Origin of the sequence: Streptomyces sp. 3214.6, from assembly GCF_900129855.1 — a bacterium.
GTDB lineage: Bacteria > Actinomycetota > Actinomycetes > Streptomycetales > Streptomycetaceae > Streptomyces > Streptomyces soliscabiei.
Genome location: NZ_LT670819.1, coordinates 9280770 through 9296607 on the forward strand (window position 1 = coordinate 9280770; position 15838 = coordinate 9296607).

Annotated in this window: 14 protein-coding genes and 1 pseudogene; 7 read left to right on the top strand and 8 right to left on the bottom strand. The window is 66.5% G+C overall.

The window, feature by feature from the left end:
• Positions 1-26: 26 nt before the first annotated feature.
• Positions 27-395, bottom strand: a complete 369-nt coding sequence (locus B5557_RS41970) for a DUF6479 family protein (RefSeq protein WP_173877793.1) — start codon at positions 393-395, stop codon at positions 27-29.
• A gap of 147 nt (positions 396-542) precedes the next feature.
• Between B5557_RS41970 and B5557_RS41975 the strand changes: the two genes are divergently transcribed.
• Positions 543-917 (top strand): ferredoxin, encoded by a 375-nt coding sequence (locus B5557_RS41975; RefSeq protein WP_079665274.1) that lies wholly within the window; start codon positions 543-545, stop codon positions 915-917.
• A gap of 574 nt (positions 918-1491) precedes the next feature.
• Positions 1492-2670, top strand: coding sequence for an acyl-CoA dehydrogenase family protein (locus tag B5557_RS41980; protein ID WP_079664439.1), 1179 nt, complete (start codon positions 1492-1494; stop codon positions 2668-2670).
• A 792-nt stretch (positions 2671-3462) separates the two neighbouring features.
• On the opposite strand, the gene B5557_RS41985 is transcribed toward B5557_RS41980, so the two are convergent.
• On the bottom strand, positions 3463-4701 hold the full coding sequence (locus B5557_RS41985) for an IS256 family transposase (RefSeq protein ID WP_079664440.1): 1239 nt from the start codon (positions 4699-4701) through the stop codon (positions 3463-3465).
• A gap of 373 nt (positions 4702-5074) precedes the next feature.
• Here B5557_RS41985 and B5557_RS41990 point away from each other — a divergent pair, with 373 nt between their 5' ends.
• Together B5557_RS41990 and B5557_RS41995 are read left to right on the top strand one after the other, a co-directional pair.
• On the top strand, positions 5075-6325 hold the full coding sequence (locus B5557_RS41990; protein WP_079657373.1) for an IS256 family transposase: 1251 nt from the start codon (positions 5075-5077) through the stop codon (positions 6323-6325).
• Positions 6326-6390: 65 nt separating this feature from the next.
• Complete coding sequence (locus tag B5557_RS41995) at positions 6391-6630, top strand: DNA-binding protein (RefSeq protein ID WP_231976169.1); 240 nt, start codon at positions 6391-6393, stop codon at positions 6628-6630.
• Here the strand turns inward: B5557_RS41995 and B5557_RS42000 are convergent, their stop codons facing one another.
• Both B5557_RS42000 and B5557_RS42005 read right to left on the bottom strand, forming a co-directional pair.
• Entirely contained in the window at positions 6631-7065 is a 435-nt protein-coding gene (locus tag B5557_RS42000; protein WP_079664441.1) for an OsmC family protein, read from the bottom strand. It lies immediately after the preceding gene.
• Between the two features lie 256 nt (positions 7066-7321).
• A complete protein-coding gene (locus B5557_RS42005) occupies positions 7322-7990 on the bottom strand; it encodes an SsgA family sporulation/cell division regulator (RefSeq protein WP_159424503.1) in 669 nt (222 codons plus the stop codon).
• A gap of 172 nt (positions 7991-8162) precedes the next feature.
• Here B5557_RS42005 and B5557_RS42010 point away from each other — a divergent pair.
• A pseudogene (locus B5557_RS42010) lies at positions 8163-9271 on the top strand (NAD(P)/FAD-dependent oxidoreductase).
• A gap of 318 nt (positions 9272-9589) precedes the next feature.
• Here B5557_RS42010 and B5557_RS42015 read toward each other — a convergent pair.
• The gene (locus tag B5557_RS42015) at positions 9590-10225 is read right to left on the bottom strand and encodes a hypothetical protein (RefSeq protein WP_079664442.1); all 636 of its coding nucleotides are present in this window, start codon (positions 10223-10225) and stop codon (positions 9590-9592) included.
• Positions 10226-10502: 277 nt separating this feature from the next.
• On the bottom strand, positions 10503-11369 hold the full coding sequence (locus tag B5557_RS42020) for an RNA polymerase subunit sigma (RefSeq protein WP_079664443.1): 867 nt from the start codon (positions 11367-11369) through the stop codon (positions 10503-10505).
• Between the two features lie 475 nt (positions 11370-11844).
• Between B5557_RS42020 and B5557_RS42025 the strand changes: the two genes are divergently transcribed.
• Positions 11845-12117, top strand: a complete 273-nt coding sequence (locus B5557_RS42025; protein WP_079664444.1) for a WhiB family transcriptional regulator — start codon at positions 11845-11847, stop codon at positions 12115-12117.
• Positions 12118-12341: 224 nt separating this feature from the next.
• Positions 12342-13958 carry a cytochrome bc1 complex cytochrome b subunit gene (qcrB, locus tag B5557_RS42030; RefSeq protein ID WP_079664445.1) on the top strand — a complete coding sequence of 539 codons (1617 nt, stop codon included), beginning with the start codon at positions 12342-12344 and terminating at the stop codon, positions 13956-13958.
• Between the two features lie 169 nt (positions 13959-14127).
• Here qcrB and B5557_RS42035 read toward each other — a convergent pair whose 3' ends face one another.
• Complete coding sequence (locus tag B5557_RS42035; protein ID WP_079664446.1) at positions 14128-14625, bottom strand: Ohr family peroxiredoxin; 498 nt, start codon at positions 14623-14625, stop codon at positions 14128-14130.
• A 230-nt stretch (positions 14626-14855) separates the two neighbouring features.
• The gene (locus B5557_RS42040) at positions 14856-15752 is read right to left on the bottom strand and encodes an RNA polymerase sigma-70 factor (RefSeq protein WP_079664447.1); all 897 of its coding nucleotides are present in this window, start codon (positions 15750-15752) and stop codon (positions 14856-14858) included.
• Positions 15753-15838: the final 86 nt, after the last annotated feature.

Below are 15838 nucleotides of genomic sequence, written 5' to 3' on the forward strand. Positions count from 1 at the left end.
AGGGAGAGGGAATCGCCGGCGCCGGTTCAGTGGGCGCCCAGACCGCCCCCGCCGAACGAGCCACTGCTGCCGCGGCTCCAACGCGGCCGTTTCTTGTCGGTGCTCGGCCGGGTCTGCATGTTGGTCAGCTCGTACGGCGTGAGGGGACGGCCGCCCTCCGGCATCCGAGGCACCTCGTCGGGTTCCCGGTTCTCGCGGACCTCGCCCACCGGCCCGCCCGGAGGCAGGTGCGGCTGTTCCTCGGGGCGCGGCCGGGCCGGCTCGCGCGACTTGATGCGCGCGCCCAGCCAGAAGCTGCCGGCCAGCACGGCCACGAGGGCCAGGCCGACCACGAACAGCCCAAGGCTGAGCAAACCGCTCGCGGCGGCCAGCTGCAGGCTTGCGTTGGTAGTCATATCAGGCGAATACCCCCGCAACGGGTCATGAACCCGCCACTCAACGCCAGTGACTCTCCGTCCGCGGAGCCTCGCGCTCGGCGTTCGGTGCAGTCGGCGGGACGGGACGGCGGGTTTGGCGCCGCCCCTACCGGCTACCCGCCAGACGTGACTTCGACGACATCCCAACAGGAACTCTTCCGGTTCCTGGAGGACCGCTTCGCCTGCGCCCAGGCGTGCACCGAGTGTGCGCGAGCCTGTGCGCTGCGCGCGAGCCTCGTGGATCCGGACGGGACCGAACAACAAGAACTTGTCCGACGCAAGGGCATCATGTGCGCGGAGGTGTGCGACGCGACCTGCCGCGTGCTGTCCGAGGACAGCAGCATGGACGAGGCCGGCATCCGCGCCCAGCTGGAGTGGTGCCGGACCGTCTGCCTGGAGTGCGCACACGTCTTCGACAAGCACCCGGGAACCGAGGAGAGCGCGGCCGCCTGCCGTGCCTGCGCCGAAACCTGCACGGACTTCATCGCGACGCTGGTCTGAGCCACCGTTGCGACCGGCCCGTCATACGACGCCCAGCTCGCGCATCTCGTGCGACATCCGGCGGACGAGAGGCACGGGCAGGCCCGGATGCCGGGCCGCCTGCTGCGCGGTCTCGGTGTCCCGCAGCAGTCCCATCAGCACCCGTGCGGGCAGTCCCGGGTGCCGGCCGGCCGCGCCCCGGACGGCGCTGTACGGCCGGCAGGCCCTCGCGCGCCCGGTCGGTGCACAGGTGCGCCGACGGCCGTTCGAACAGCGACTCCCAGGCCTGGGCCCGCTCGCTCGGAGTCTCCTGGACGGCCGCCCGCGCCTCGGCCTCGATCCGCTCGGCGATCCGGTCCACGACCGTGATCCGGACCTCGCCCCCACTGCAACGGGCCGTCGGCCCACCAGGGTTCCGCGATCTCGAGGCCCGCCCGCTGAAGCGGCGCCTTGAGTCCGTCAACCGTCATGGGAGGACACCCTGGTGGGAGGAGATCCGTCCCGCACCTCTTCCCGCCCCGCCATTCCCAATTTCTGAAACACGTTCTACGGTGTGCGCCGTCAGGACACCGGCCTTGGGAAGCCAGGAGGCGCCGTGCACCTCGACCACACGCCCGAGCAGCTACGGCTGCGCACCGAACTGCGCGCCTACTTCGCCGAGTTGGTGCCCGACAACGCCTACGCCCGGCACACCGACCCCGTCGCCGCCAAACGCTTCTACCGCAAGACGATCCGCCGCCTCGGCGACGACGGCTGGCTCGGCGTCGGCTGGCCCATGGAGTACGGCGGACGCGGCCTCACCCCGATCGAGCAGTTCATCTTCTTCGACGAAGCCGCCCAGGCCGGTGTCCCGCTGCCCCTGATGGCGCTGAACACGGTCGGACCGACGATCATGCGCTACGGCACCGACGACCAGAAGGCGTACTTCCTGCCGAAGATCCTCGCCGGTGAGATCGACTTCGCCATCGGCTACAGCGAGCCGGACGCGGGCACCGACCTGGCCGCCCTCAAGACCCGCGCGGTCCGGGAGGGCGACGCATACGTCGTCAACGGGCAGAAGATCTGGACGACCAACGGCGACACCGCGGACTGGGTGTGGCTCGCCGTGCGCACCGACCCCGAGGCCCCGCCGCACAAGGGCATCACCATGCTCCTCGTGCCGACCACCGACCCGGGCTACTCCTGCACGGTCATCCGCACCCTCGCCTCCCACGACACCACCGCCAGCTACTACGAGAACGTCCGCGTACCCGTCAGCCGGCGCGTCGGAGCCGAGAACCAGGGCTGGCGGCTGATCACCAACCAGCTCAACCACGAGCGCGTGACCCTCGCCGCGCACGGCACCATGGCCATCCGCGCCCTGCACGACGTACAGCGCTGGGCGACGGAGACCAAACTCGCCGACGGCCGCCGGGTCGTCGACCTGCCGTGGGTGCGCCGCCGGCTCGCCCAGACCCATGTGAAGCTCGACGCGCTCAAGCTCCTCAACTGGCAGATGGTGGGCGCCCTGCAGAACGGCACCCTCACCCCGCAGGACGCCTCCGCCGTCAAGGTCTACGGCTCCGAGGCCCGCCGGGACGCCTACGCCTGGCTGATGGAGATCGTCGCCGCCCCCGCCGCACTCCAGGAGGGCTCGGCCGGCGCCGTGCTCCACGGCGAACTCGAACGCGGCTACCGCTCCGCCGTGATCTTCACCTTCGGCGGCGGCAACAACGAGATCCAGCGGGAGATCATCTCGTGGATCGGACTGGGGATGCCGCGGGTACGGCGATAACCTCGTGTGACCACAGACGTTAGTTGTCACACACCGAGGATAGTTGGCACCGGGATTCCCTGGGATCGAGATGACGGCGCGACGCTGAGAATGAGAGCGACGTCCCCAGCGTCCTGACACTGCTGCCCGAGACGTCGGCGGTGAGCGTGGCGGGCCGTCGACGTCTGTCGGTTACGGGCGAGCCGCGCCTCCGCATCCACGCTCTCTGCGTTCTGTCAGTGCCCAGTGCAGATCTCCTGACGCTGAGTGCACGCTCCAGGAGCCGATGTGTCCAGGCGGTTCGCAGCGCCCAGTCCGCGGCAGCGAGCCGGTCAGGGCGGGCCGGGCACTGGGTGAAAAGCCCGACGTCGAGGAGTTGGATGACCACAGCGCCAGGGTAGGAGCGCGATGTGGGCAGGGTTGCGCATAGCCATCGTGCCCGGTGAAGCTCCTGCCAAGATTCCGTGGCCGGTTCCAAGCGAAGGCTGCCCAGTACCCCGAGCGGCAAGCGGACTTGAGCCGAGTCGTTCATGCGCAAGGCGCATTGCAGGGCGATGAGTCGGGCGGCAGGTCCGGTTTCAGTCGGCAGTGCGGAGGCGAGGTAGTTGAGCATCTCCCGCACCCGGGTCTGGCTGTCCGGGCCTGTGGGGCTTCGGCGCTTTCGACGGCCATCCGCATGCACTGGTGGCGCTGACGCAGTCAACATGGCCATGCCTGGCAGGATGGCCTGCGTGACGATCAGTACCACGATCCAGCGGGTCGCGTCCGCTGGAGTGGTGTATCGACGGCCACTGGGTGATCTCTTAATTGAGGCTATGCGGTGAGTTCGGTGGGCAGGACGGTCTCGGCGGTTTCTGACTCGATCGGGTGGAGGCAGGCTTTTGCGAGGAGTTCGCGGCTCATGTAGCGCCGGGCCTCGGTCCACTCGTCGTTCTGCTCGGCCAGGACCGCGCCGACCAGGCGGATCACGGCGGTGCGGTCGGGGAAGACGCCGACCACGTCGGTGCGGCGCCGGATCTCCTTGTTCAGCCGTTCCTGCGGATTGTTCGACCAGATCTGCCGCCAGATCTCACGCGGGAACGCGGTGAACGCCAGGAGATCGTGCTGGGCGGCGTCCAAGTGGGCTGCCGCCTTGGGGAACTTGGCCTCCAGCGCGTCCAGAACGTGCCGCATCTGAGCCCGGACGGCGTCAGTGTCGGGCTGCTCGAAGACCGTCCGCAGCAGGGTCGCCACCCACGGCTGAGCCGACTTCGGAACCTGGCTCAGCAGATTTCGGGCGTAATGGGTGCGGCATCGCTGCCACGATGCGCCCGGCAGGACCGCGCCAATCGCGTTCACCAGGCCGGTGTGAGCGTCGGAGACGACGAGTTGGAGGCCGGTCAGGCCGCGGGCGGTCAGCGAGCGCAGGAAGGCGAGCCAGCCGGCGCCGTCCTCGGCGGTGGCGACGTCGATGCCGAGGATCTCGCGGTGTCCGTCGGCGTTGACGCCGACCGCGATCAGTGCGTGGACGTTGATGATGCGGCCGCCCTCGCGGACCTTCTGGGTCAGTGCGTCGACCCGGACGAAGGCATACGGCCCCGCGTCCAGGGGCCGGTTACGGAAGGCGGCCACCTGCTCGTCCAGGTGCTTGGCCATCGCGCTGACCTGGGACTTCGACAGCTGGGTGACGCCGAGGGACTCGGCGAGCTTCTCGACCCTGCGCGTGCTGACGCCCAGCAGGTAGGCGGTGGCGACCACCGAGATGAGGGCCTGCTCGGCCCGCCGGCGCCGTTCGAGGAGCCAGTGCGGGAAGTGACTGCCCTGCCTCAGCTTGGGGACGGCGAGTTCGACCGTTCCCGCCCGGGCGTCCCACTCGCGTGGGCGGTAGCCGTTGCGGTGGTTGACGCGTTCGTCGCTGACCTGCCCGTATTCGGCGTTGCAGAGGGCGTCGGCCTCCGCGGACATGAGCGCGTCGGCGAATGTCTTGACCATCGCGCGCAGCAGATCGGGACTCGCCGTGGCGAGGTTGTCCTCGGCGAGGGCGTGCAGGGGCAGACTGTCGGGTGCGGTCATCGTGCTGATCTCCTTCGAGCTTCGACATCTCGAAGATCAGCCGGTGGCCGTTCATCTATGCGGGCACCACCCCGATGCCGGAGCAAACCCCGGATCAGGGCGAACCCGTACACCACTTCTCAGGACGCAACCCCGGGTTAAAGGCTCACATCTCGCCCTCTCACATCTAGGACCTGGGTACGGGACACTGTGAGAGCCATGTTCCGAATCACTCTTCCGGCACAGCTTGTCTACTCGCCAGTCCGGGCTGGAGCAATGCTCAAGACTTGTGGATCAGCCTCGGGTTGGCGCGTGAAGGGCGTACCTTCCCGAATGATCCTGTGATGGTCATCGAGTAGGCCGACGTTGGCGCGTCGGTCGGGAAGGCACGCCCGTGCTCACGGTAGTCAACGAAGACGGAACGACACCACACGGCTCCCTGATCGACGAGATCGTCCGGGAGGGCGCACGGCGGATGCTGGCCGCCGCGCTGGAAGCCGAAGTCAACACCTACATAGCCGAGTTGGCTGATCAGCGGGACGCGTCCGGGCGGCGTCTGGTGGTGCGCAACGGCTTCCACCAGCCGCGGAAGGTCACGACCGCGGCCGGGGCGATCGAGGTGAAGGCCCCGCGGGTCAATGACAAGCGCGTCGACGAGGCCACCGGGGAGCGCAAGCGGTTCTCCTCGGCGATCCTGCCGCCCTGGGCCCGCAAGTCCCCGAAGATCAGCGAGGTGCTCCCTCTGCTCTATCTGCACGGCCTGTCGTCGGGTGACTTCGTGCCCGCGCTGGAGCAGTTCCTCGGCTCCTCCGCCGGCCTCTCGCCCGCCACGGTCACCCGGCTGACCGGGCAGTGGCAGGCCGATCACACGGCATTCGGCGAGCGTGACCTGTCGGCGACGGACTACGTGTACGTGTGGGCCGACGGCATCCACCTGCGGATCCGCCTGGCCGAGGCGAAGTCCTGCGTGCTGGTCGTCATGGGGGTGCGCGCGGACGGCACGAAGGAGCTGATCGCGATGGCCGACGGCTACCGCGAGTCCGCCGAGTCCTGGGCCGACCTGCTGCGTGACTGCGCACGGCGCGGGATGCGCGCTCCGGTCCTCGCGGTCGGCGACGGAGCACTGGGCTTTTGGAAGGCCCTGGCAGAGGTGTTTCCCGAGGCCCGCCATCAGCGGTGCTGGGTTCATAAAACGGCCAATGTGCTCAACGCGATCCCGACGTCGGCCCAGCCCAGCGCGCGAAAGGCGCTGCAGGACATCTACAACGCCGAGGACCGCGACCATGCGGTGAAAGCCGTCGCCGCATTCGAGAAGACCTACGGCGCGAAGTGGCCCAAGGCCGTCAAGAAGATCACCGACGACGTTGACGAGCTGCTGGCGTTCTACGACTTCCCGGCCGAGCACTGGGTTCACCTGCGCACCACGAATCCGATCGAATCGACCTTCGCGACAGTGCGGCTGAGGACCAAGGTCACCAAGGGCGCCGGCAGCGCGGCCGCCGCACTTGCCATGGTCTTCAAGCTCGTCGAATCCGCCCAGGCGCGCTGGCGAGCGGTCAACGCGCCCCACCTCGTGGCACTCGTCCGTGCCGGAGCCCGCTTCGAACGCGGCCTCCTGGCCGAGCGGCCGAAGGCGGCGGCGTGATGAACCAAAGACGCCGACCGGGGCGATCTTGGCCGCGAAGCAACCGCGGCTACGCTCTACTCAAAGTGGACATCGTCGAGGACGACGCCTGGTCGTCCCAGCCAGAAGCCGCCCGCAGCCTGGGCATCACGCTCATCCGCGTCGGGATGCTCATCGCCAACCGCCGTCTGATACCGGCAGAGAACCCGGCTGGTCAGGCTGGAGTCACAACTGCCAGCGTCCAAGCCGAGGAAATCTGGCGAGCGAACGCGACAAAGCGAGCGAAGCTCGCCCGTCTCCTGAAGGACACGATCAACTGGTTCTGATCACTGATCCACAAGTCTTGACGATAGCTCTCCGGGCTGACCGGTTGATCCCTGCCACACGGTGGAGAGGGTCACCACCGAGACACTGTTTGTCAGCAGTCGGTGCACCGGGCAGCGGCCGGCCACTGCCAGTAGCCGTTCCGACTGGGAAGGTTCAAGTTCGCCGGAGAGATGGATCTCTTTGATGATCTCTGCGTCCGAACCGAACGTGAGGTCTACGTCGACCTGATGCAACGGCCAGCTGTGCCGGTCGGCATAGGCGCGTACGGCCATTGAGGTACAAGACCCAAGCGCCGCCAGGAGCAGCTCTCCTGGGGTGGGACCTGTGTCGGAACTGACGGGCTCCGGTTCATCGGATCTCAGAAGGTGGGTGCCGATCACAACGGTGCGGGCAAGGCGTCTGCCCTCGCTGACAGAAACGGTGCGCGTGGACATCAGTAAACCTCTCTGGGGAGGACAAACAATTTGCAACCTCCGCGCCCCTGGCACGGGCACGAACCTCGGCGCTACCAGTAAGACAACGCTCACCGTGCGGGTGTGACACAGGTCCCCGGCAACGGGGGATCTCCTTCGCAGCGGCCGCGTCCTGTCGGTGAAAGACAGAACCGGCGGGACGTGTGGGAGCGGTCGACACCCGCGCCCGCCGGTCGTCACCCGTCGGTACCGGGATGAGTGTGGGCGGTGAGCCGGGTCATGTCTCGTTCAGGAGTCGGGCGGTGGCGCTTTGCATGTCCAGATAGCGCGTCTCTTCTCCCAGAGGTACAACCGCCAAGGTGCGTTCAAGGAAGGCCTTGATCACTATCGCCGGTGCGGCGACCAGGTCTGTTGAGTCACCCGAGTGCAGAGAAATGAATACAAGCTCGGCACCTCGGATCCTGGAGGGCCAGATCTGCACGTCGCCGAAACCACTGAGCCGCCGCAGACCGGACACCAGGAGTTCGCGGCCGAATGTCCACTCGACGGACCTATCGGAGCCCACATTGAACTCCAGGCCCACTGAGAAAGGTTCGGCGCTGTCATACCGAAGATCTGTTGTCGCCTGCGGGTATTCTTGATCTTGAACTAGTCGTACGAGCGTGCGACAGGTCACCGTCTCGCATCCGACGCCCGTGCGCTCCGTGTGGACACCTTCGTGGCGGTGGCTTTCCGCATCAGCACACCCGCGATCGTCGTCGGCGTCGAAGGCGTTCCCGCTCATCAGTGTCATCCCTTCCCGTTCTTCCCGGACCGACGGGTGCTCAGCACACCCGCCCAGCGCGGCGAAGTGCGCGTCGAATGAATCGAAGAGTTCGCACCTCTGCACCGGGTCGATCGGGGTACTGCGAGTCTCGGTGCGGTCAAGCTCTGAGACATCAGTCATCCGACTATCGGAAGAGGGCGGGACGGTCGGACGCCGAAGCCTCTTGCGCCCGTGGTACCGAGCTCCGAGCCCGCAGTAGGGGCCCGCACGCCGCTGGGCCGGCCGAAGACGTGTCACAACGAGCAGTATCGGCTTGTCTTCATAGGCGAAACCGAGAGGAACAGGGGACACCGTGCGTGAGATCTTGATCATCGGCGGCGGTTACGCGGGCTTCTACACTGCGTGGGGCCCCTGGAAAAGAAGCTACGTCGGGGCGAAGCTCGCGTCACTGTCGTGGACCCGCGTCCGTACATGACGTACCAACCCTTTCTGCCGGAGGTCGTGGTCGGCTCGATCGAGGCCCGCCACGCGGCGGTGTCACTGCGGCGGCACCTGCACCGCATGCGACTGGTAGCCGGTGCGGTGACAGAAATCCGCAACAGTGACGGCACGGTCACCGTTCGGCCGGCGAGCGGAGCGGACTACCAGTTGACGTACGACATTCTCGTCGTCACCGCGGGAGCGGTCACTCGAACGTTTCCCATACCCGGACTCAGCAACCAGGCGTTCGGCCTGAAGCATGTCGAGGAAGCCGTCGCCATCCGTGACCGGCTACTGACCTCGTTCGACCGCGCAGCAACGCTGCCTCGTGGTTTCGAACGTCGCAAACTCCTCAAGGACGGACACGTCGTGCTGTCGAACGGCGCGGAGTTCGATTCGGGACTCATCGTGTGGGCTGCCGGCAACGCGTCGAACCCGACCGTGCACAATCACACGGACTTCCCCCTCGACGACCGGGGTCTCCTCCTCGTACGTCCCGACCTCCGCGTCGGCACAGAGGCGGACACAGTGTCAGACGTGTGGGCCGCGGGCGACGACGCGGCTGTCCCCGACCTGGCGGTAGGACGTTCGGGAGCGTACACCGTCCCGAACGCCCAGCACGCGGTAAGACAAGGAAAGCGCCTGGCGATGAACATTCTGGCTACGCTGCGGGGGAAGCCCACCACGAATTACGTCCACCACAGCCTCGGAGTGGTAGCGACCTTGGGATTGGGCCGCGGGGTCTTCCAGTATCGGCGTCTGGTCATCAAGGGCTTCCCGGCATGGCTGATGCACCGCGGCTATCACGTGCTCGCCGTACCGTCATGGGAGCGCAAGGTCCGCGTGCTGGCTGTCTGGATGACCGCCGCGCTCTACGGACGTGACATCGTCTCCCTGGCCTCGGTCCAGCATCCCCGGGAGGCCTTCGTGGCTCGGGGCAACCCACGCCGGAGTGAGCAGCCCGAGGCCGCCGCCCCGTGAGGAGCCGGGCTCCCTGGTGCGGTGACCGACGGGAGGGGGACGCGGTCTGCTCCTCCGAAACGGAGGCCGACAGCGCAAATCGACGATGCCCTCAGCCTGTCGGCCAACCAGTCCGACAACATCGCACGGTGTTAGTGGGTATACTGATCACAACGTTCGCGACATCATGTTCGACACGGTCATCGTGAAGATGTCGCACGTTGGCACCGAGGTCTCAGAGCCGACCTGGTGCCGTGCTCCGGGCGCCGTCCTCCCCCCGTGGACGGTGCCCGGAGTCACGCTGACCAGGTGAGCGGCAAGGCTTGGTCGCCGGCGGTCTCAGGCCAGCTTGGCGTAGAGGCCACGCCCCGTCCGCCGGATACGAGAAGTGCCTACCAGCCGGTCCAGGGTGCTGCGGACCGCGTTGATGCTCCCGCTGTCCTTGTCGCGGCCGAGAGCCGCCGCGACATCCCGGGCCCGCACGTCGGTGTCGCCGGCCCCCTCGAAATACTCCAAAATCTGTTCGGTGAGTTTGCCGTACTTCTTGTCATCGTCACCGTCATCGTTGGCGTGAGGCCTGGGGGCACGGCTGACCGCGTTGGCTCCGGCCGGGGAGGCGGAGTCCCGCGGACCCCGCCGACTCACCGCCGGCTGCTGTTTCTGGACACCACGTGTGATGGTGGCGTCGTCCGCAGATTCCGAGGAGGGGGCTCCCTCCTGCGGGGGCACGGGTGCTGAGGGGCGACGCCGTTTCGTGGACACCGCGGCCGCCGCGTCGGCTGCCTGCGGCTGGGCACCTCCGTGCATGAGGGCTTCGAGGGCTTCGAGAGCCCGCTGTACGGAGCCGAGATGAGCGACGACCGCAGCGAGCTCCCGCTCCAGCGCCTGCTTCTGAATCTCCAGGCGGGCCAGATCCTCTTGAAGGCTCTCGGCGGTGATCTCGATATTGTGCGCCGTGTGGCTTACGGAGACCATGTGTCCTCTTGTCCTCAATACTTTTGCGTGCTCGTCAGGCACACCTCTGGTGCCGCTCGCTCGCCCCATACGATGAGACGGGTGCCCCCCTGAACATCATAGGCGGATCGCGTACACAGCGTCACCACCATGTACGGGACAGCCCGCAGTGGTCACTCAAACGAAAGGCGGGAACGGGGGCCGACAGCACGGTCAGTCCGGGTGGGCCCGTCCGAGACAGTGGCAGTCGGTGACTGTCGGACGCCCAAGACCGTGCCTGCTCCCGGGCCGTGCGGCACTACCGAGCGGCACTGGACCGGTTCCATGAACGGAGCTTGTCCGGGTTCAGGGTGACCCAGACCTGTACGACGTGAGGTCCGGCGACGTCCAGGCTGATGACCCCGGCGACCTGGCGGTCGTAACGAACGACAAGACCGGTACGTCCATTGACGGGATGGGTGTCCAGGGTGGTGCGAGGGTGCCGGGCAAGCAGCGTCAGCAGGCTGCGGGCGACCTGCTGTCTGCCGTGGACGGGCCGGACCAGGGCCCGTATCTTGCCACCGCCGTCGAAGTAGACGGTCACGTCCGGTACCAGCAGGGACGCCAATAGCCCGACTTCCTCCGCCACGCAGGCGTCATGAACCGCGCCGGTCACCGCGTCGTGCTGCTGCGGCGTCGTGGGCCGTGCGCGCCGGTCCTGCAGACTGCGGCGTGCACGGTCGGTGAGCTGCCTGCATTCCGGCCGTGGCTGACCGCCGATGTCGGCTACCGTACTCCGCGCCGTCCCGAAAGCGTCGTTCAGTACGAGCGCCGCCTGCTCGGTCGGAGACAGGGACTTCAGCGTGTTCAGCATCACCTGATGAATTTCCTGTGACAGCATCTCGTACCGCTCCGACGCCAACTCGCCGACCGTAGGTGAATGCTCCTCGTCCGGTTGGGCAAGCCGGTCCACGCATATACCGCCGACGGTCTTCACGAGCCAAGCGCGCGGCTGCACGATCCGCGCCAGCTCATGATCGGACAGCCCGTACCACAGCCGATAGGCCTCATCGACGACGTTCTCAGGCCCTGGACCGTTGCCGAGCATCCAGTGCGCGACATCCAACAGGTGGTGCCGTTCCTCCGTCAGCTCCGCGATCGGCACCACCTGACCGACGGACTTCATGCGCATCCTTCCTCTCGGATACCACTTCAGCGGCTCCGCCGTCCCGTCGGCGGATACCTACTGTGACGAGTCCGCACCAGAGGAAGTTGAACGGCAAACAGACGACGAGGCCCCGGTACGCGACAGAGACAGGACAGCCACAGACATTGTGACATCGGCATAACAGGCAGTGGAAGTATTGTTCACGGTAAATAATGGCTACAGTGCGCCACCGAGCCGCTCCTATGCGGCTGTCGCGATCGGTGGCCGACAGGCCCCCGGTGTCACATATACGCCGACCGCTCGGTCTCATCTGTCAGAGACCTGACGGGCGTCTACGACCGCAGCGGGAAACGTCTTCCAAGTGCTCAGGGCGCTTCGGAACACTGCGGTCCCGACGCAGGACAAGGCATTCGGCTCCCTTGTCCGAGAGGCTCCCGCCGTACGACGAGTGAGCCGTTGAACCCTACGCATCTCGCACCGCAGGAGGTTCTTCGTGGACTGGCATGAATCGGCGATCTGCCAAGGCACTGATCCTGATCTGTTTTTCCCTGTCGGCAATGCGAGCAGTGGCCCCACGCTCATCCAGATCGCTGAGGCGAAGGCAGTGTGCCACCGATGCCCCGTGATCGACCAGTGCCTGAGCTGGGCCCTCGACGCCGATCCGGTGGAGGGAATCTGGGGCGGCACCACAGAAGCGGAACGCCGGGCCATGAGGCGGGGCAGTGCGTCACGTGCCGGCCGGGCCGCGGCGAAGCCCGCAGCGTAATCGCGCGCGAACCGAGACGCCGTACGAGCCTGCAGACAGTGTGATCGGGCTGTCGCTCCTGGTCACCACGTCGGTTTGGGCACGGGTGTGTCACACCATCACTGGCCAACCGGTCGTAATGAGGACAGAGCTCAAAATCCGGCCAGGGACAGCCGTGGGCGAGACCCGTGACCCGTTGCCTGGGACGAGGGTCGCTGCGGGTGATCAGGAATGAGTGATGAACGATGAGAAACGAGAGCAGGCAGGCCGTACCACAGCAATGGCGAAAAGGTGAGAGCATCGCCCGTTGGGTCGGCACCCGGCTGGGCACCCGTGGCGTGACCAGGGCTGCCGCACGAAGGGTTTTCCCTGACCACTGGTCCTTCATGTTGGGGGAAATCTGTCTCTACAGCTTCCTCGTCCTCATCGTCACAGGCGTCTACCTTTCCTTCTACTTCCATCCCTCATCAGCACCGGTCCAGTACCAGGGAAGTTACGTCCCCCTCCAGGGTCAACTGGTGTCGGATGCGTTCAACTCGACCATGCACATCTCCTTCGATGTCCGTGGCGGGCTGCTGATCCGGCAGGCCCACCACTGGGCGGCGCTGGTGTTCGTCGCCAGCATGTTCGTGCACATGATGCGGGTCTTCTTCACCGGGGCGTTTCGCAAGCCGCGCGAGCTCAACTGGGTGTTCGGCTTTCTGCTCCTGATCCTGGGCATGTTCGGTGGCCTGACAGGCTACGACCTACCAGACGACCTCCTCTCCGGCACCGGGCTGGCAGTCGTGAACGGCACCCTCCTCTCCGTACCGATCATCGGCACCTACCTGTCGTGGTTCCTCTTCGGCGGTGAGTTCCCCGGCGATGACCTGGTGGCTCGCTTCAACACGATCCACGTCCTGGTGATCCCGGCCGCCATGCTGCTGCTGATCGTCGCCCACGTGGTCCTGACGCTGCGCCACAAGCACACCCAGTACCCCGGGCCAGGGCGTACGGAAAAGAACGTCGTCGGCCTGCCGTTCAAGGTGCACGCCGTGAAGACGGCGGCATTCGGCCTCATGGTGTGCGGATTCATCTTCGTCATCGCGGCGATCGCGCAGATCAACCCCATCTGGCAGTACGGCCCCTACCGGGCCGACCAGGTGTCGGCAGGATCGCAGCCAGATTGGTACATGGGCGTGGCCGACGGGTTGCTGCGCGTTATGCCTGGCTGGGAGATCGACGCCTGGGGCCACACCCTGGCCCTCGACAACGTCATCCCGCTGGGCGTGGGTGTCGGCCTCTTCCTCGCGCTCGGTGCCTATCCCTTCATCGAGTCGTGGGTTACCGGCGACGAGCGAGAGCATCACCTCCTCGACCGCCCGCGGAACCGGCCTGTGCGTACGGCACTTGGTGCCGCGTGGCTGAGTGTTTATACCGTGGCCCTTCTCGGCGCCGCGAACGATCTGATTGCCACGCGCTTCCACGTCTCTGTCAACGCGGTGACGTGGGCCGTCCGTATCGGCCTCTTCGCCGTGCCCCTCGTCGTCTTCGCCGTGACGAAACGCTGGGCCCTCACCCTCCAGTGGCGCGACCGGGAGAAGGTGCTGCACGGTCGCGAGACCGGCGTCATCAAACGGCTTCCGCACGGCGAGTTCGTCGAGGTGCATGAACCGCTCAGCCAGGAACAGCTGCACATCCTCACGGCGCATGAGCAGGACGAACCTCTTACTGCCGCCCAGGCGGGAAGCGTGAACGGCAGCCCCACCAGGGCGCAACGGCTGCGGGTCAGGCTCAGCCGGAGCTTCTACGGGGACGGAGCCCAGATACCTAAACCCACGGTGCAGGAATACAAGGAGATCACCAGCGGTCACCGGAGCTGACATATGGAGTGCCGGCTCACCCACAGGGTCCACGGTCAGCTCGCGATCAACGCGTCTCCACCGACAGCCCCAGCCGCCAATGCGAAGACGCCGTATGCCGCCAACGGCGGCCTACGGCGTCGGCATGGACACCCCCGGCGCGGCACGGTTCACAGTCCGCGCTGGTCCACTACGGGGCCAGTGTGATGGTGGTCGGGGTTCCCTGCCACGCCATCCTTGCGTAGGGGCACAACGAGTCGGCTGTCTCGAGCAGGGGAGCCGCAATCTCGCGGTCGATGCCAGGCCACTTCACCACCAGATCAACCTGGAGCAGGTAGCCACCGTCTGCCGGATCCCGCCCGAAGGCGACGGTTGCTTCCACGGAGATCGTGGAGGGGTCGAGTTCCTCCTGCCGGGCCACCAGGCTCAGGGCTCCGTGGTAACAGGCCGCGAAGCCGGCCGCGAACAACTGCTCAGGGTTCGTGCCCTGTCCGTCCCCTCCGAGTTCGGCCGGCATGCGCAGATCGAGGTCCAAGGCTCCGTCCGACGAACGCGCCTTGCCCGAGGCCCGACCGTGTGAAACCACGCCGCCGTGGACAGTCACGGTCGTGGTGTAAATGGGAGAGAAGGACGCTCCGTCGTAGTCCTTCTCGATGGACAGATCGGGCAATCGGATCCGCTCGGTCACAGCATGACTCCGGCATCGTCGCGGTACGCGCCTACCGGTGGAATGTACTTGCGGCGGGCCGGGCTATGCGCCCAGCCGCAGGCACGGGCCGCCGTGCCGCTCATAACCATCGTCACGTTGTCACTTCCTCACGCTTCGTAGGATCCCGGATCCCGGACGACCTGTAGACCGATGAGTAACGACGCTTGTGACACGTGCCCAGCGACGATCGCCCGACTACGCGGAAGCGGTCAATCGTTCAGCGACGCCACGTAGGAAGACAGCTTGGCCGGGTTCATCACCCACATGATCCGGTCGATGCCTTCCACCGACACATCTACGGACAGCAGGGCCACAGCTGCTCCGCCGGCGAAGATGAGGACGGCCGGCCGACTGTTGGCCTCGACCCACCTGATCTCCGACTGGGGCCAGAACCGTGGCGCGAACGCGGCGAGGTACTTGGAAACGTGCACGCGTCCGAACACTGGGATCTTCGAGGCGCCTCGAGTGCCTCCACCATCGGAGTAGCTGACGACGTCTGCGGTGAGCACATCCTCGAGCACCGCGAGATCACCTGTCTGCGCAGCGGTGAGAAACACTCGCAGCAGGCGGCGGTGCTCGCTCGGGCTCACACGTTCCCGGCGCTCAGCGGCCAGGTGCTTGCGCGCACGGCTTACCAGCTGACGGGCGTTGGCCTCACTGATCTCCAAGATGCCCGCGATCTGCGGATAGGGGTAGCCGAAGGCCTCCCGCAGGACGTACGCGCCCCGCTCCACCGGGTTCAGCTTCTCCAGGAGGAACAGCACCGCCAGTTCGAGCGCCTCAGCGCGTTCCGCGCCCAGCTGAGGGTCCTGAACGGTATCGACCGGCTCGGGAAGCCACGGTCCGACGTAGGACTCCCGCCGTACCCTCGCGGACTGAGCGAGGTTGATGGCCAGACGTGTGGTGATCGTGGTGAGGAAGGCCGTCGGCTCCACCACCTTCGTGCGGTCCGTGTTCTGCCACCGCAACCACGTCTCTTGAAGAATGTCCTCCGCCTCCACTGTGCTGCCAAGCAGGCGGTAGGCGATACCGAAGAGCTGCGGACGTGCCGCGAGGAAGTTTTGTGTCGCCTGTTCGAGGGAGTTGGCGTCGTCCTCGGCGTGCATGGGTGTCCCTTCGGCTGCAACGCCACCATGTTACAAGTCGCAGAAGCCGAGTGTGTCCGCGGCTCGGGCGCACGCTTCCCGTCTTG